This window comes from Mycolicibacter sp. MU0102 (assembly GCF_963378105.1).
Taxonomy (GTDB): domain Bacteria; phylum Actinomycetota; class Actinomycetes; order Mycobacteriales; family Mycobacteriaceae; genus Mycobacterium; species Mycobacterium holstebronense.
The window spans coordinates 2,782,657-2,799,327 of the sequence record NZ_OY726398.1 but is presented as its reverse complement, the minus strand read 5'-3'; the positions used below and the strand labels follow the sequence as shown (position 1 = coordinate 2,799,327).

Below are 16,671 nucleotides of genomic sequence, written 5' to 3'. Positions count from 1 at the left end.
AGGAGCCTGTATGTCCCTGTTTGAAATATCCGAGCGCGCAAAGAAATACCAGACCGATCTGCTGGCATTCATGGACGAATGCGTCTACCCGGCCGAGGCGGTCTACGAGACGCAGATGGCCGAAGCCGGCAACCCGCACTTCCAGCCCCCGATCCTGGAGGAGCTGAAGGCCCAAGCGCGTGAGCGCGGCCTGTGGAACCTGTTCCACCCCCACCGTGAATGGGGGCCGGGCCTGACCAACCTCGAATATGCGCCGCTGGCCGAGATCATGGGCCGCAGCCCGCATCTGGCCCCGGAAGCCTGCAACTGCAACGCGCCGGACACCGGCAACATGGAGGTGTTCACGCTGTTCGGCAGCGACGAACACAAGGAGAAATACCTCAAGCCATTGCTGGAGGGCACCATCCGCTCGGCCTTCGCGATGACCGAGCCGCAGGTGGCCAGCTCGGACGCCACCAACGTCCAGCTGTCGATGGCGCGCGACGGTGACGGCTACGTCCTTAATGGCCGGAAGTGGTTCGCCTCCAACGCCTTGCACCAGAACTGCAAGGTGATGATCGTGATGGGCAAGACCGATCCGAACACCGCCACCCACCGCCAGCAGTCGATGATGGTGGTTCCCATCGACGCCCCGGGTGTCACGATCATGCGCGGACTGCCGGTCTTCGGATATCAGGACCGCGAGGGCCACGCCGAGATCGACTTCAAAGATGTACGAGTGCCCGCCAAGGACGTGCTCAAGGGGGAGGGTGAGGGGTTCGCGATCGCTCAGGCCCGGCTCGGTCCGGGCCGCATCCACCACTGCATGCGGGCCATCGGCATGGCCGAGCGGGCCCTGGAGCTGCTGTGCAAGCGGGCACAGTCCCGGGTTGCCTTCGGCCGGCCGGTCTCCGACAACGCCAACATCCGCGACTGGATCGCCGAGGCGCGCATCGACATCGAGATGATCCGGCTGCTGACGCTCAAGACCGCGTACCTGATGGACACCGTCGGCAACAAGGCGGCGCAGGTGGAGATCGCGGCGATCAAGGTCGCGGCGCCCAACATCGCGCTCAAGATCGTCGATCGGGCCATCCAGGTGCACGGCGCCGGCGGAGTCACCGAAGACTTCCCGCTGGCCGGCTTCTGGGCCCACCTGCGCACCCTGCGGCTCGCCGACGGTCCCGACGAGGTGCACAAGCGTGCCATCGCCCGCCAGGAACTGCGCAAGTACCGCGAGGACGCCCGATGACGGCACAGGATTTCACCGGGCGCACCGCGATCATCACCGGCGGGTCGCGGGGGATCGGGTTGGCGATCGGGCAGCGCCTGGCCGAGGCGGGCGCCAACGTGGTCCTGACCTCACGCGACCAGGAAAGCGCCGACGCGGCAGCGGCCCAGGTCAACGGCAATGCGCTGGGCGTGGCCGCCCACGTCGCCGACGACGACGCCGCCCAGCGTTGCATCGACGTCACCCTGGACCGGTTCGGCAGCATCGACATCCTGGTCAACAACGCCGGCACCAATCCAGCGTTCGGACCGCTGATCGACCAGGACCACGCCCGGTTCGCCAAGATCTTCGATGTCAACCTGTGGGGGCCGCTGCTGTGGACGTCCTGCGCGGTCAAAGCATGGATGGGCGATCACGGCGGGGTGGTGGTGAACACGGCTTCCATCGGCGGGATGAGTTACGCGCCGCTGATGGGCATGTACAACGCCACCAAGGCGGCGTTGATCCATGTGACCAAACAGCTTGCGCTGGAGCTGTCCCCGGGAGTCCGGGTCAACGCGATCTGCCCGGGCGTGGTGCGCACCAAGCTGGCCGAGGTGCTGTGGAAGGAACACGAGCAGGGGCTGTCGACTGGCATACCGCTGGGCCGGATCGGCGAACCGGTCGACGTGGCCGACGCGGTGCTGTTCCTGGCGTCTGATGCGGCGAGCTGGATCACCGGGCAGACCCTGGTCATGGATGGCGGTCAGATCCTCGGTGACGCAACCGGATTCCGAGGCGGTCTCGGTGGCTGACGAGCCACTGGGCATCGATCCGGCGGCCGCGACCGCGTGGATCACCGAACTGGGCCTGCCCGTGGACGGGCCGCTGAACTTCGAGCGGATCGGAATCGGCCAGTCGAATCTGACCTACCGGGTGTCCGACGACGCCGGTCACAGCTGGGTGCTGCGCCGGCCCCCGCTGGGAACGTTGCTGGCTTCGGCCCACGATGTGGCCCGGGAAGCGAGAATCCTGGCGGCGCTGGGCGACACCGACGTCCCCACACCGAAGGTGTACGGGCTGACTCGCGACGCAGAACAGACGCCGCTGCTGTTGATGGAGTTCGTCGACGGCGTAGTTGCCGACCGGATGTCGGTGGCGCAGGCGCTCTCTCCCCAGCGGCGCCGACAGATCGGGCTGTCCATGCCCAGGACGCTGGCCAAGATTCATGCCGTCGACATCACGTCGGTCGGCCTGGGTGATCTGGCCAGCCACAAGCCGTACGCGCAGCGTCAGCTCAAGCGGTGGGCCGGTCAGTGGGAGAAGTCCAAGACGCGCGAGCTGCCCGCACTCGATGATCTGACCCGGCGTCTGACCGCCGCGGTGCCGCCGCAGCAGGAACTTACGCTGGTGCACGGGGACTTCCACCTGCGCAACGTGATCACCTCACCGGAGAGCGGGGAGGTGATCGCGGTGCTGGACTGGGAGTTGTCCACCCTCGGCGACCCGCTGGCCGACATGGGCAGCCTGCTGGCGTATTGGCCACAGGTCGGCGAAGAGCACATCGCCGGGGAGTTCGTCATCAGCACCCTGGAAGGCTTCCCGGACCGGGCAGAGCTGGCCCGGGTGTATCTGGAAGAGACCGGGCGCGACGCGGCGTCGCTGCAGTTCTGGCATGCGCTCGGGCTGTGGAAGGTCGCGATCATCGCCGAGGGCATCGTGCGGCGGGTGCTCGACAACCCGGCGAACAAGGCCGCCGCCGGCACCCCGATCACCGCGTGGATCGACGCCTTGGTGGACAAGGCGCGTGAGGTCGCCGACGAGGCGGGCATCGCCAGATGAGCACGTCCTATCGCGCCGGCGCCGCCGCCGGCGGGACCGACCTCGTCGACGGTGTCCCGCGCCGAAGGATCGCGATGGCGGCGATGGTCGGCACCACGATCGAGTTCTACGACTTCTACGTCTACGCGGCCGCCGCGGTCACCGTCTTCCCGCACCTGTTCTTCCCGACGGGCAATCCCACTGCGGCGCTGTTGGCCTCGCTGGCGACGTTCGGCTTGGCGTTCGTGGCCCGACCGGTGGGGTCAATCCTGTTCGGTCACTTCGGTGATCGACTGGGCCGCAAATCCACCCTGGTCGTCTCCCTATTACTTATGGGTGTCGCCACGTTCCTGATCGGCGTGCTGCCCACCTACCACCACATCGGCCTGCTCGCCCCCGTGCTGCTGGCCGCCCTACGGTTCTGCCAGGGGTTGGCGCTGGGCGGTGAATGGAGCGGTGCCGCGCTGCTGGCCACCGAAACCGCCAAACCAGGCCGCCGGGCGACGGCGGGAATCTGGCCACAACTGGGTGCGCCCCTGGGCTATCTGCTGGCCACCACGATCTTCCTGATCCTGTTCACCTGGTTGGGACAGTCCACTGCCGGTGCGGACGGGACCGGGCCATTTCTCACCTGGGGCTGGCGCATTCCGTTCCTGCTCAGTGCCGTCATGGTGGCCGTCGGTCTGTATGTCCGGCTGCGGCTCACCGAAACCCCGGTGTTCGCGCAGGCGAAAGCCGCCGGTGCAGCGGTGAGCGCTCCGATCGCAGCGCTGCTGCGGGGCAGCTGGCGCCGGCTGGTCATCGGCACGCTGGTGATGGTGGTGCCCTACACGCTCTTCTACACGGTGACGACCTGGAGCCTGAGCTACGGGACCGCGAAGCCTCCCCCCGAGGGCTTCGGGCTGGGTTATGGCTACGCCGAGTTCCTCGGACTGCAGCTGATCGCCGTGCTGTTCTTCGTGGCGGTGCTGCCGATCGTCGGCAGGCTGGCCGACCACTTCGGCCGGCGCCCGCTGCTGCTGATCTTCACCGCCGGAATCATGGTGTACGGAACCACCTTCGGCGTATTCCTGAAACCGACCGCCTCCGTCGGCGTGACCCTGGCCTTCCTGATCATCGGGATGACCTTGATGGGCTTGGCGTTCGGGCCGATGAGTGCGCTGCTGCCCGAACTGTTCCCGACCAATGTCCGCTACACCGGTTCGGGTGTCGCCTACAACGCGGCGAGCATTGTGGGCGCGGCGGTGGCGCCGTTCATCACCACCTGGCTGGCCACCAGCCACGGCGTGGCCTGGGTGGGCGGCTACCTGTCCATTGCGGCTGCGTGCTCGTTCATGGCGCTGCTGGCGATGCAGGAGACCAAAGACGCCGAACTCGTGGACGTCTAACCGGCTGGGAGCGCGCCGCCGAACACGTCGCGCATCGCCGCCCAGTGCCGGGCCGCGGCGTCGGCGTCATAGGGCGCGTTGTCGGGCACCGCGAAGCCGTGCGCGGCCGGATAGAACTCGACGGTGTGTGTGACGCCCGCGGCGCTCAGCGCCTCATCCAGGGTTGCGGCGTGCGCCTTCGTGAACGACGCGTCGTTTTCGGCGCCGGCCACATAGACGGTGGCCGTCATCTGATCGGCCAGCAGGTGAGGGCTGTCCGCGGAGTCGGTGACCAGACCGCCGCCGTGGAACGACGCCGCCGCTGCCACCCGGCCAGGCACGCGTCCGGCGACGATCACCGACGTACGTCCACCCATGCAGTAGCCGCAAACCCCGAACTTCTCCCCGCGCACCTCCGGTCGGCTGGCCAGATAGTCGAAGAATGCCTGCGCGTCGGTGGTCATCCGGTCCGGGGTCACGTCGCCGATCATCGAGAACAGCCGGCCGCGCTCCTTGGCGTCGGCGAACACCGTCGCCATGTCGAACGGCGCCCAGCCGGGATGCCGGTAGTACACATCGGGAAGCAGCACGGCGTAGCCGTAGCTCGCCAGTTCGGCGGCCATCTCGTCGAAGGCCGCCCGGACTCCGCCGGCGTCGGGATACATGACCACGCCGGGCCAGGGCCCGGAGCCCTCCGGAGTGAACAGGCGAACGGGGCAGTCCCCGTCGGTCGTGGTGATGGTGTCGGTGATCGTGGGCATGGCCTCCGTTGTACTCCGCTGTCAACGTCCGACTCAATGCGGCGACCCGCGGCGCGTGGCTTCGCCGCGCTTGCGATCGCCGCTAAGCTTGGCGGCGTGCCGATCGCGACCCCGTACGAGGACCTGTTGCGGCTGGTTTTGGCCGAGGGAACGCCGAAGGCGGATCGCACCGGAACCGGCACCCGCAGCCTGTTCGGCCACCAGTTGCGCTACGACTTGGCCGCCGGATTCCCGCTGATCACCACCAAGAAGGTGCACCTCAAGTCGGTGATCTACGAGCTGCTGTGGTTTCTGCGCGGCGACTCCAACATCGCCTGGCTCAACGAACACGGTGTCACGATCTGGGACGAATGGGCTTCTGAGACAGGAGATCTCGGTCCGGTCTACGGAGTGCAGTGGCGGTCGTGGCCGACGCCGGCCGGTGAGCACGTAGACCAGATCTCTGCTGCGCTGCACCTGCTGCGCACCGACCCGGATTCGCGCCGGATCATCGTTTCGGCCTGGAACGTCGGCGAGATCGGCGAGATGGCGCTGGCCCCCTGTCACGCGCTGTTCCAGTTCTACGTCGCCGACGGCAAGCTGTCCTGCCAGCTCTATCAGCGCAGTGCCGACCTGTTCCTCGGCGTGCCGTTCAATATCGCCAGCTATGCGCTGCTGACCCACATGATGGCCGCGCAGGCCGGGCTGGGCGTCGGAGAGTTCATCTGGACCGGCGGCGACTGCCACATCTATGACAATCACGTCGATCAGGTCACCGAACAACTGAGTCGCGATCCGCGTCCGTATCCGCAATTGGTTCTGGCGCCGCGTGACTCGATCTTCGACTACACCTACGCGGATGTCGAGATCCGGGGCTACGACCCGCACCCGGCGATCAAGGCGCCCGTGGCGGTATGAGCTCGCTTGCTCTGATCTGGGCGCAGTCCACCAGCGGTGTCATCGGTCGTGCCGGCGGGATCCCGTGGCGGCTGCCGGAAGACCAAGCCCACTTCAAGGAAATCACCCTGGGCCACCGGGTGGTGATGGGCCGCCTGACCTGGGAATCCCTGCCGGCCAGCGTGCGGCCGCTGCCCGGGCGCACCAACGTGGTGGTGACTCGCGACCCGGACTACCAGGCCGCGGGTGCTGAGGTGGTTGCGACGCTCGACGCCGCTTTGACCAATGCCGAAACCTGGGTGATCGGCGGCGGTCAGATCTATTCGCTGGCGCTGCCGCTGGCCACCCGGTGCGAAGTGACCGAGGTCGACGTCGACCTGCCGCGACAGGACGCGGACGCAGTCGCGCCGGTGCTGGACGAGTCATGGCATGGCACGTCGGGGCCGTGGTTGTCCAGCGACAGCGGCCTGCGGTACCGGTTCCACAGCTACCGTCGTTGATGGTATCGCTGACCGCCGCGCAGGCGCGCCGGATCGCCGTTGCCGCACAGGGTTTCACGGATCCCAAACCCACTGCCGCGGTCACCAGGGCGCACCTGAAACGGCTGATCTCCCGCATCCAAGTACTGCAGCTCGATTCGGTCTCGGTGGCGGTACGCGCCCACTACGCGCCGGTGTTCAGCCGGCTCGGGCCTTATGACCGCACCGTGTTGGATCGAGCCGCGTGGAGTCACAGCACCCGCTCGCCGCGGCTCTTGGTCGAGTACTGGGCGCACGAGGCGGCGCTGATGGCCGTCGAGGATTGGCCGCTGTTGCGCTGGCGGATGCGGCAGTGGCCCCATGGCCGGTGGGGTTCGGCCATCGTGGAGGCCAACCCGCAATTGGTCACCGACGTCACCGCTGCGATCGGGCAATTGGGTCCGTCGACTGCCGGCGAGATCGAAGAGCACCTGGCCTCCAAATGGTCAGCGTCCGGGCGGGCCGGTAAGGGGCCGTGGTGGAACCGCAGTGACACCAAATGGGTGGCCGAGGCGCTGTTCGCCTCCGGGGTGCTGACCACGGCCACCCGGGTAGGGTTCGCTCGGCATTACGACCTGGTGGAGAACGTGCTGCCACCGCAGGTGCTGGCTGTCGAGGTCGATGACGACGAGGCGATCCGCGAGCTGATCCGCCGCGCAGCCGGCGCCCTGGGCGTTGCCACCGAAGCGGACCTGCGTGACTACTTCCGGTTGTCGGCTGCCCAGGTCAAACCGGCGATCGCGCAGTTAGTGGCAGCTGGCGAATTGGAACCGGTGGCCGTCGACGGCTGGGACGCCGCGGCATACCTGCGTGCCGGGCAGTCGATTCCGCGAACCGATCGCGGCACCGCATTGCTGTGCCCGTTCGATCCGCTGATCTTCTTCCGGCCTCGGGTGCAGCGGTTGTTCGACTTCTTTTATCGCATCGAGATCTATACCCCGGCGGCCAAACGCCAGTACGGCTACTACGTGTGGCCATTCCTGTTGGACGGGGAGCTGGTCGGCCGGGTGGACCTCAAGGCCGATCGGCAACAGGGTGTGTTGCACGTCGTCGGGGCGTTCGCCGAAGAGGGGCAGTCGCGCGAACGAGTGGCCGGGGCACTGGCCACCGAACTGTGGTCGATGGCGTCCTGGCTCGGATTGAGTCAGGTTCGGGTGGGGGAGCGCGGGGACCTGGTGGCCGAGCTGCGCCGACGGGGGCTCGCCGGCTCCGCGTGACGGTCTACCAGTGGTGTTGACGAATACGCCGGCGTGCGCTGTCCGCGAGTGTGGTCGCGCCTTCGCGGGCCGCCTGCGCCAGCTCGGTTCCGCGGTCGGCGGCGACTTCCGCGAGCTGTGCGCCCCGTTCGCCGGCCGACTCCAGTAACGGTCCGGCCTTTTCACTCACCATCTCGGCGAGTTCGCGGCCGTGTTCCACGCCGGCCTGCAGGCCCGCGCTGACCTTCTCGCCGACGGTCTCGAGCGCGGCATCACCGGAGGCGGTGGGCAACGCGTCGGCTGCACGCCGATAGGCGCGACGGGCCCGCCAGCCCAGGGAAGGCCTTCCCTCGGTATCGGCGGCCGCGATCATCAATCCACCGACCAGGCTGACGTCGGTCAAGAACGCTTTGCGTTGTTCTGCCCGGCGTTGCGGGTCGGGCTCCGTCCAGAACATGTGCGCCCCGGCGCTACCCGGGATGACCGTGCACGCCAGTACCGCGGCCGCAATGCGTGGCAGCTTGCCGGTTGCCAGCAAGACGCCACCGCCGACCTGCGCCAACGCGTTGGCCTTGGCGAACGCTTCGACGTCGGACGGCACCTTGGCCGCTATCTCGCCGGGCAACTGCTTGAGCCCGTCGAACGCCGGACGGGCCGCCTGCCCGGCTTGCTGCGGCCGGCGCAACGCCTCCACACCTTGACCGATGAACGCCGCTGCGAGCAGTGGACGTGCGATCTTCCGTAGCAACACTGGTCTCCCTATCGCCGGTGGAATCACTGTCGGCACGCTGCGTGCCTCCTGCGCAGCGGCCTTGGAGCGGGATACCCGTCGGGGCTTACGACGTAAACGTCTGAGCCGGCGGACCGGCCGCCACCGGCGAAGCCTCCCGGACGGCGCTAGGGTGGCGACCGGGAGCTGATCGGCAGCGCTGATGACTGGCGTACCGATCCGGGTCGGGGATGTCGGGGTGATCGTATGCGGGTTTGTGCTGCATGGGTGCTTGTTGTCGGGGGTGCTGCGCTGGCTGCCGGCTGCGGGAGTCACGAACTGAAGGTCCTGCCGAACCCCACAGCGACGGTGCCGACCACCACCATGACGGCCGCGCCCATCGCCGAGGATGGCCTGCGCGCTCTGTTACTCACCCCCGAGCAGGTCAACCCGATCATGGAGGCGACCGATATGGCCGTCACCCGCACCCACACCGCCCTGTCGGATGACAGTGCCACCATGGCGCCTCAAGAGTGTCTGGCCATCGACGGCGCGGCGCAGGAGCCGGTATACGCCGGCAGCGGCTACTCCGGCGTGCGGGAACAGGCGCTCAGCGAGGGCGATAATTTCGAGCACTTCGCCGAACAGGCCGTCGTCGCGTTCCCATCGGCCAAGCAGGCCGCTGCGTTCTTCGCCGCTGCCGCCCGGCAATGGCCGGCCTGCCACGAATACAGCCATCTGCAGAGCGGCACCATCTGGAGCGCCGGTCCGATCGTCAACGCCGACGGCATGCTGAGCACCGTCGCGACCCAAGACAATGCGGGCAACGACGTGAGCTGGGCCTGCGGGCGGGCGCTGACCGTGGCCAACAACGTCGTGATCGACGTCAACACCTGCAGTGCGGATCCCAGGGACACCGCGGTGGTCATCGCGAGGCAGATCGCTGCGAAAGTGCCGAACGGCTGACATTCAGGGCAGATACCAGCCGCCAATGCGGTGGAATCGGTGGCGCCCTGCCACGGCGTTCGCGGCCTGCAGCCCTGACATGACGGCCGCTTCGATACACCCGGCGTTGATTCCTGAATCGGTCCAATCGCCGGCCAGAACCAGGTTGTCGTAACCGCTTTCGTCGGCGCGCAGTCGGTAACGGTCGGTGCCGGGGATGGACTGTACGTACCGGTCAGAGGGATCGACGTTGACGCTGACGTGCTGGGTGTTCAGCGCCGCACTGCCGCGTTCGCCGTTGACTCCACTGAGCAGGTTCCAGTCGAACCCCGCTTCGCTGACGGCGTTGGGAAAGAACCGATGCAGGTGACGGTCGAGGTGGTCGACGGCCTGCTGACGGACCCGCTGCTGATGGCGGTGTAGATACCCGGGGCCGGCCTCGTCGGTGGGCCATGCCGCGTCCAGGGTGCCGCAGAAGTAGGCCACTGTGCCGGGGCGGTCGTGCTCGGGCCAGTCCTCGGCCCACAGCGTCTGAGGCATGGATGCCCACGTCTCGAATGGGGGAACGTAAGCACTGAGCGTCACGCCCGGATCGTTCCAGCCCAGCGTTGGTTCATCCGGGCGCAACCAGATCTGGAAGGCATGGGTGGCGACGGTGCGCACCTGGGTGGTCATTCGCCGCCACTCCGGCCGGTCTTGGATCAGTTCTGCGGCCACCTCCGGCAGCATGCCCAGGGATACGGCCAGGACGACGTGTTCGAAGTCGACACCGCGACGCAGCACCCGCGTCTCGACGTCGGTGTGGTCGGACCAATGTGTTTCCAGCGCATGCCAACCGCCGCTGGGGATCTGATCGGGTGCGGACAGTTGGGAGGTCAGCGGGCTGCTGGGAAACACCGGTAGTCCGCGCACCGTGGTCAGTGGCTCATAGTGGGTGCGGTCGTCTGCGAGGCGCACTTGCCGGGCAAGCGTGATCGCATCGACCGCGTGCCGCCGGTCATCGAGGTGCAGCGCATCGAGGCGGTGGAAGAACTCGAACTCGACACCGCGTTGTCGTAGCGCCTGATACAGCGGAGCTATGACGACATCGCCCATCCCGGCGGTCATCTTCCAGAAGATCGCGCCTTGGTGGCTGAAGAGCGCCGAACCGGTCATCAGGACGGCAAGCCCCGCCCCGAACGCCGGCCGCTCCGGGTCGGCGTCCGCATACCCGAAGACAAGGTCGTATAGGCCGCGGACCAGCGCGAAATCACCGACGTCGGGATGTGCCCCGTGCCGCAGCAGCCAGGCGATGAAGTCTTCGTCGTTGATCGACCGGAAACCCCGGGGATCGGTGACCAGATTGTCGGCCAGGACGCCGCGGATCACGGCGGTCATCATCGACAGCAGCAGCCAGTACCGCTTATGGTCGGGCCGATGGTCGTAGTCGAGGGCCGCTCGCACCGCCAGCAGGGCATCGTCGATCAGCTGGGGGACCGTGAGATGCGCCGCCCGAGGTTCGGCCAGTACGGCAAAGACAGCGAGGGCTGCGTCAACGATCGTCTCGCTCAATCGCGCGTTCCGCGGCGGATCGGGGGAGGTCGACAACGTGAATCCGACCGATGCGGCACCGCGCTGCGACTGGGCGAGGTCACACACCAGTTGCACTGCTCGGCGGGTGAACTCGACCACCGTCATCTCGCGCCCGGTACTGCCCGGCTCGCCGGGCAGGCCGTCGTTGGCGGTGAAGGTGGCCAGCCAGGTCAGCCAGTCGTCGCCGAACTTATCGGCGACCCCGACGTTGTCCGCCGGAATCAACGCCTGGTCCCAGGTGGCTAGCGGCGCCATCGGATCGGTTGTGGCCCGGTCGAGTTCGGTGTAGCACTCACGAAGCAGCCGGAAGGCGTTCTGGTAGCAGCCCAGCCAAACATGCAGTCCGTGCTCCTCCACACGTCCGTGTGGGCCTCGGCTGGATGCGGCCTTGCCGCCGAGTCGCCAGCCGCGCTGGTAGACGGTGATGGAGTCGAAGCGGTCACGCCAACCGGGTTCACTGAGTCGCCACGCGGCGCTCAGTGCGGCCATGCCGCCGCCCAAGATGGCGACGCCGCCTCCGGCTTGGTTCACCTGAGCAGCGCTCGCGCCCGGCTGAGCTCCGGCCAGGCACTGTCGGCCGGGAACCGGTTGATCGCGTCTCGCAGTGTTCCCGTTGCTGTTTCACCGTGCAGCTCGACGTTGTCCACCGCGGCACGCAATTCGAAGATCGTCGCGCCCTGCGCGCGTGCCGTCGAGATTGCCTCGCACAGGTCCGCCTCGCGCGCATCGGTATCGTCGAGAGTCTGCGCGCGTAACCGAAACAGTTCTGAGCGGTAGAAGTTCACGCCGGTGTCGTCGGCCGCCTGCAGCGCCATGGTGAGGCGTTCTCGTGCCGGTTGAGTCCGGCCCGCGGCGATCAGCAGCCGTACCAGGACCGCGTGGTAGAAGCTGACGAAGATGTTCCACTCGGTCTCACCGAATTGGTCGACGATCCTTGACATTACGTCGATGTGAGGTTGTAACGCGTCCGGATGGCCTCCGCAGGCAGATAGCGCCGACATGGCGCGGATCGTGGCCCGTTGGATGGTGACCAACATCGCCGCGTACTCGAAGCCGTGACGTTCCACCTGCACCGCGGATTCGTCGGCGATGTCGGTGGCGAGGTCCAGTTGCCCGGTCTCGATGGTCATCCAGATCTGGTAGAACCGTTGGTAGCCAAGGCTGAAAGGGCCCTGCGGGAAACCGAGACGGGCCACCCGACGCACCGTCGCGGTCAGCTGGTCTTCGGCACCGGCGAGATCACCTTGGACGAAGCGCGTCAGCGCCAGATGAGTGTGCACCGAGGTGATCGGGTCGCAGGGGATGTAATACACCGATTCATAGTCGATGTTGGTAGTGGCGAGCACTCCTGCGACCAGTTCCAGGGCCGAGCGTGCGTTGTTGAAGTCTCCGCCGAACAATGCGGCGGTGCCGTACGCGGAGCGAAACCAGCTCTGTCCGGCCAATCGGCTCGATTTGGCGAGTTGCAGGCATCGACGGAGGTCGCCTCGCGTCAGGTAGTAGGCCCAGAGCGTGGCCAGGGTTGCCGAGCGGTCCTCCTCGCGCAGGCTGGTGTTGGCAAGCTGCAGGCAGCGTTCGAGATCTGCGGAGACCTCGGGATACAGGGGTCCATTCACCGCGGTGGTGAGAAACGCGCGCTCCAGGCGAAGGTTGGTCTCGCATCCGTCACGGACCGGGGCGGGTGCCGCCCGTTCGATCTGGATGATGGCGCGGGTCAGGTTGGCGCGGGCTTCGTTGATGGCGCCTCGAAGCCGGGCATCGGATGCTGCCCGTCGGTGGGCGTCGGCAGCTGCGTCGAAGCGTTGTGCGTGTTCGTAGTGCAGCGCCACCAGGTGCCAGTCGGGGTTGTCCGAAGTGGCGACGATCGCGTCGGCGGCCCGACCGTGCAGGGTGCGGCGCATGCTGGGCGGTGGCAGCTCGTAGGCGACTTCACGGAGCAGCTCGTGGCGAAAGCGCCAGCGGTCCTTGCCTGCCGGGAGAAAGACGCGCGCGGCCGCCAGCGCCTGGATGGCTTCGTCGAGGCCGGACTCGGTCATCTCGACGACACTGGTCAAGATGGTGCGGTCAAACTCGCGGCCGATGGTGGCGGCGGCTTCGACGACCTGAATGGTGGTGTCGCTGGCCCGAAGCCGCGAGAACAGCGGCTCGTAGAGCGCGTCGGGGGCACGCGCCCACCCGGCTGCATCGGTGGGCTGCTCGTGGAACTTCGCGACCACCTCCTCGATGTAAAGCGGCACACCGTCGCAGCGGCGCTGCACTTCAGCCCGCTCGTCACCGGACAACGCCGGGTCCAACGCGCCGATCAGCTGGTCGGTCTCTTGTCGGGTCAACGGTGCGAGGTCGAACACCTTGACGTGCGCCGCTAGGGCGCGAAGCGGGTGCGTGTCGCGCGCGGTGAGCACAACGAGCAGCCTGCCGGTGTTGGCCCCGAGTAGCGCCGCGATGACGTCGAGTGTCGAGGCATCGAACCACTGCAGGTCTTCGGCCAGCACGACGGCCGGACCGGAACCGGCGCAGGCATGCAAGTACCCGACGATGGCTTCGATGATCTGTTGGTAGAGCTTGGTGCCCTCGGCCTGCACAGGTCGGTAACCGTGCTCGGCCGCGATGCCCAACACCGGCGCCAATAGCGGGACGGCGGCAGCTGGCTCAAAACCGTGTGCCTGCAACTCATCTTCGAGTAGCCGCATCCGGCCGGCCGGGGCGGTCGTTCGCTCGATCCCGCACCGTTGCTCCAGCAACGCGCGGATCGGGTAGAGGCCCGCATCGGCCTGAAACGGTGACCCGATCAATGCGAGGGCCGGCCTGCCGGCCTGCTCCGCCAGATCCGCTGCGGCGGTAGCCAACCGGCTCTTGCCCATGCCGGCCTCACCACTGAAGCAGACGCCGGGAACGGTCAGCGTGGCGTGTTTGGCCTGATTCCAGGCCTCCTGCAGATGTGCCAGCTCGAGGTCGCGGCCGATCAGAGGTCGCAGTGGGGTGCGCGTCCGGCCGATGTGCTCCTCGACAACGCGATAATGTTCGACCGGCTCGTCGATGCCTTTGACCGGTTGGGCTGCCCGAGCATCGAGCTCGAAGTGCCCGGCCACCAGCGGTGCGATCGCCGCGGACACTACGACACAACCCGGCGGAGCCAAGCCGGCGACCCGGGCGGCCAGATTCGCGCCCAGCCCGTACACGTCGTCTTGGGCGACGTCGAGATAGACCAGACCTCGGTGCACGCCCACTCGTACCGAGATGTCGAAGCCGAACCGCGATCGCACTCGCTCACTGAGCGCGGCCACGTCCCGGGTGATGTCCAGACCGGCCTGGACCGCGCGTCGCACGTCGTTCTCGTGCGCTTTGGGATGTCCGAACACCGCAAGCAGTCCGTCGCCCTTGGTGGAGAACACGTGGCCCTCGTAGCGGTCGATAACAGCGTTGACCTGCTGGCGGTAGCGCCCGATCACCGTGCGGTAGGTTTCCGGTTCGATCCGGGTGGACAGCGCGGTCGAGTCCACGACGTCGGCGAAAAGTATTGTCATTCGCCGAAGTACGTCACCGCCTACCGCCGGTGAGGCGAGCAGGTCTTCGGCGTCTTGGTTGTCGCCGTCGATGGTGAGTACCTGCTCGGCCAGCGCGCTGGCGGTCATGCGGTCGCCGGTGTTGATTGCTTGCACTGCGTGATCAAGCAATTCGTCGATCGTGTTCGGTGGCTCGGACATGGTCACAGGTCGACGGTGACGTCCATCTCGTGGCTCCGCGAAACCCCGTCCCGCACACTGGTGAGCCGGACGCTGCCCCGATACGTGCCGCTGGAATAGTTCTGGCCTCTGACACCGACCCGGAAACGGGCCGCGTGCACCCGCAAGATCCCCGGCACGAACACCAGGGACTGTGCGCCGATCACATCGGATTCAGCGCCGAGCCGGCGGAAGGGCTTGGCGACCGACAGCACCCGCTCGCAGTCACTGTCGGGTTCGGCTTCGATGAACTCGGACAGTTCCACCGCATCGGTCGACGGCGGGCTCCAGAACGAGAACGCCGCCGCAGTCCACTCAAGGCTTGCGGCCATCGCCAGATTGAGAAGCTGGTTCGCCGTCTTGGCGACGTGTTCGGAACCGTACGTGCCGTTGCGGATCTGGCGGTCAACCTGCTGCATTAGCTCACCCGTCTCGTTCACCAGGCGCTGTGATGTGGTGGCGTACTGGGTGATCCAGCTGGCGGCATCGGTCACATTCCACCTCCTAGGTCGGCGCGCAGGCGATCCAGATAACGCCAGGGATCGGAGGCAAGCCGGGCCGCCAGATCGGTGGCGAATGTCATCGACTCTTGAAGGGGCATCGCACCGGTCGCCCACTTGGCGGCCAGGGCCGCGCTCCTGCCGGACATGTCATCGATGCACTGGTTGACCATCTCGACGGCCAGCTTCACGGCGCGCCCGGCGGTGTCGTCACTCGTTTCCGGCGACGTCCGGGCCGCCGCGACGCCGGCGATCTGGTCCGACGCCGACGGCTCCCAATCCGTCCAGCCCTCTCCGCCGGCCTGAGCGCGCTTGGCCACACCTCCGAGCAGCAGCTCCACACCCTGATCGCCGTATCCCATCACGCAGCCGAAGATGGCCGCCGGAACCCAACCGAGGTCTCGGAAGCCGGCGACCTTTCTCGTTCGCACCCGCACGCCGGGGCTGGCCGAAGCAGCGCCGGTTGCGGTCATCCTGATGAAGCCCTCGTCGATCACCATCCGGCCGTCGCCGTGCTCACCCGTTGCCGGATCGTCGTCGAGTGCGAAATCGACGCACGCGGTGGGCGTCGATGGCTGGCCCACTACGCCGGCGCTTTTCCAGTACTTCAGCGCCGTCACCAGCTGCGGTGTCCCGGCGATCGGGCAGGTGGTGCTGCAATGTTCCAGCACCCGGCTCCAACCGTCCGGTCGAGCAGGCCAACCCTGCATGTAGCAGAAGAACGGCAGGCAGTGATGCCAGTTGAGCGGGTCGACGACGTTCTTCAACTCATCGAGTGACACCGCGGTGCTGGTGAATTCGGTGTTGTACACCACGCACAGTCGGCCGCGGACGATCTTGGGTTTGGTTTGGCACAGCGGCACCGCGGCGACGTCGGTGCGGATCAATCCCGCACTGACAGCGATGTGCATGACATCGGGCCAGTCGGAGCGATCGTGGAAGGCGCGTCGTAGCAGGCTGAGCAGATCACTGCCGTGCGTGTCCCCAACGCTGGTCAGGGTCGCAGCGAACTGTTCATCCCACCGGTCCGGCGGGTAGTACTGGGGCAGGTGGCTCAGGGCCCCGACCGCGAAAACCAAGCGGGACAACTGCACCGCGGTCAGCTGCTGTGACTGTGTATCTGTCACAGATCCGTTTCCGTTTTGCAGAGTCGCCAACGCCAGGTCGAGATCGGGGACCGCGGGAGCGCCCACCTCTCGGTGATCCAGACTGGCCAGGAATCCGAGCAATTCTTCGTACCACCCGGCATTGGCCCCGGTGCTGCCCGGAAGATAACGCTCGACGACGGCTTCGATTTCCGGGTCTCCGGTGTTGGTGACCGCTTGATCGAGAGCGCCGTAAAGCGCCAACAGAGATTGAGACACAGTTGCCATATCGGTCGCCACCATTGGGCCTCCGATCTCCCGAATAAGCAGGTAGTATACGGCGTTCAGGTCGTTTATCGGCAAGCCCCGCAGCGTTAAATTCTCGGTAACACGGATAATTTCCACAAGGG

The 16,671-nt window shown here is 66.8% G+C and carries 14 protein-coding genes; 8 read left to right on the top strand and 6 right to left on the bottom strand.

From position 1 onward, the window contains the following. Positions 1-10: 10 nt before the first annotated feature. From RCP37_RS13070 to RCP37_RS13055, 4 genes are read left to right on the top strand one after another with little or no spacing between them, the layout of a single operon-like run. Positions 11-1,231 (top strand): acyl-CoA dehydrogenase family protein, encoded by a 1,221-nt coding sequence (locus RCP37_RS13070; protein ID WP_308483517.1) that lies wholly within the window; start codon positions 11-13, stop codon positions 1,229-1,231. Next, the gene (locus RCP37_RS13065; RefSeq protein ID WP_308483516.1) at positions 1,228-2,004 is read left to right on the top strand and encodes an SDR family oxidoreductase; all 777 of its coding nucleotides are present in this window, start codon (positions 1,228-1,230) and stop codon (positions 2,002-2,004) included. The genes RCP37_RS13070 and RCP37_RS13065 overlap by 4 nt, the downstream gene beginning before the upstream one ends. Continuing rightward, on the top strand, positions 1,997-3,031 hold the full coding sequence (locus RCP37_RS13060; RefSeq protein WP_308483515.1) for a phosphotransferase family protein: 1,035 nt from the start codon (positions 1,997-1,999) through the stop codon (positions 3,029-3,031). The genes RCP37_RS13065 and RCP37_RS13060 overlap by 8 nt, the downstream gene beginning before the upstream one ends. Next, positions 3,028-4,398 (top strand): MFS transporter, encoded by a 1,371-nt coding sequence (locus tag RCP37_RS13055; RefSeq protein WP_308483514.1) that lies wholly within the window; start codon positions 3,028-3,030, stop codon positions 4,396-4,398. The genes RCP37_RS13060 and RCP37_RS13055 overlap by 4 nt, the downstream gene beginning before the upstream one ends. Here the strand turns inward: RCP37_RS13055 and RCP37_RS13050 are convergent. Next, the gene (locus RCP37_RS13050) at positions 4,395-5,138 is read right to left on the bottom strand and encodes a dienelactone hydrolase family protein (RefSeq protein WP_308483513.1); all 744 of its coding nucleotides are present in this window, start codon (positions 5,136-5,138) and stop codon (positions 4,395-4,397) included. The genes RCP37_RS13055 and RCP37_RS13050 overlap by 4 nt on opposite strands. A 96-nt stretch (positions 5,139-5,234) precedes the next feature. Here RCP37_RS13050 and RCP37_RS13045 point away from each other — a divergent pair, with 96 nt between their 5' ends. Genes RCP37_RS13045 through RCP37_RS13035 form a run of 3 tightly spaced genes read left to right on the top strand, consistent with a single transcriptional unit; the run spans position 5,235 to position 7,749 of the window. Then, entirely contained in the window at positions 5,235-6,035 is an 801-nt protein-coding gene (locus RCP37_RS13045; protein WP_308483512.1) for a thymidylate synthase, read from the top strand. After that, on the top strand, positions 6,032-6,514 hold the full coding sequence (locus RCP37_RS13040; protein WP_308483511.1) for a dihydrofolate reductase: 483 nt from the start codon (positions 6,032-6,034) through the stop codon (positions 6,512-6,514). The genes RCP37_RS13045 and RCP37_RS13040 overlap by 4 nt, the downstream gene beginning before the upstream one ends. Further along, a complete protein-coding gene (locus RCP37_RS13035) occupies positions 6,514-7,749 on the top strand; it encodes a winged helix-turn-helix domain-containing protein (RefSeq protein WP_308483510.1) in 1,236 nt (411 codons plus the stop codon). The genes RCP37_RS13040 and RCP37_RS13035 overlap by 1 nt, the downstream gene beginning before the upstream one ends. A gap of 4 nt (positions 7,750-7,753) precedes the next feature. Here RCP37_RS13035 and RCP37_RS13030 read toward each other — a convergent pair whose 3' ends face one another. Further along, positions 7,754-8,479, bottom strand: coding sequence for a DoxX family protein (locus RCP37_RS13030; protein ID WP_308483509.1), 726 nt, complete (start codon positions 8,477-8,479; stop codon positions 7,754-7,756). 246 nt (positions 8,480-8,725) lie between these two features. On the opposite strand from RCP37_RS13030, the gene RCP37_RS13025 reads away from it, so the two are divergent. Then, on the top strand, positions 8,726-9,403 hold the full coding sequence (locus tag RCP37_RS13025) for a sensor domain-containing protein (protein WP_308483508.1): 678 nt from the start codon (positions 8,726-8,728) through the stop codon (positions 9,401-9,403). 3 nt (positions 9,404-9,406) lie between these two features. Here the strand turns inward: RCP37_RS13025 and RCP37_RS13020 are convergent, their stop codons facing one another. Genes RCP37_RS13020 through RCP37_RS13005 form a run of 4 tightly spaced genes read right to left on the bottom strand, consistent with a single transcriptional unit; the run spans position 9,407 to position 16,549 of the window. Continuing rightward, positions 9,407-11,485, bottom strand: coding sequence for an FAD-dependent oxidoreductase (locus RCP37_RS13020; RefSeq protein ID WP_308483507.1), 2,079 nt, complete (start codon positions 11,483-11,485; stop codon positions 9,407-9,409). Then, positions 11,482-14,658 carry an ATP-binding protein gene (locus RCP37_RS13015; protein WP_308487073.1) on the bottom strand — a complete coding sequence of 1,059 codons (3,177 nt, stop codon included), beginning with the start codon at positions 14,656-14,658 and terminating at the stop codon, positions 11,482-11,484. The genes RCP37_RS13020 and RCP37_RS13015 overlap by 4 nt, the downstream gene beginning before the upstream one ends. Before the next feature lie 2 nt (positions 14,659-14,660). Next, a complete protein-coding gene (locus RCP37_RS13010; protein WP_308483506.1) occupies positions 14,661-15,170 on the bottom strand; it encodes a hypothetical protein in 510 nt (169 codons plus the stop codon). Continuing rightward, positions 15,167-16,549: a hypothetical protein gene (locus RCP37_RS13005; protein WP_308483505.1), complete on the bottom strand. Its 1,383-nt coding sequence runs from the start codon at positions 16,547-16,549 to the stop codon at positions 15,167-15,169. Before RCP37_RS13005 ends, RCP37_RS13010 begins: the two co-directional genes overlap by 4 nt. Positions 16,550-16,671: the final 122 nt, after the last annotated feature.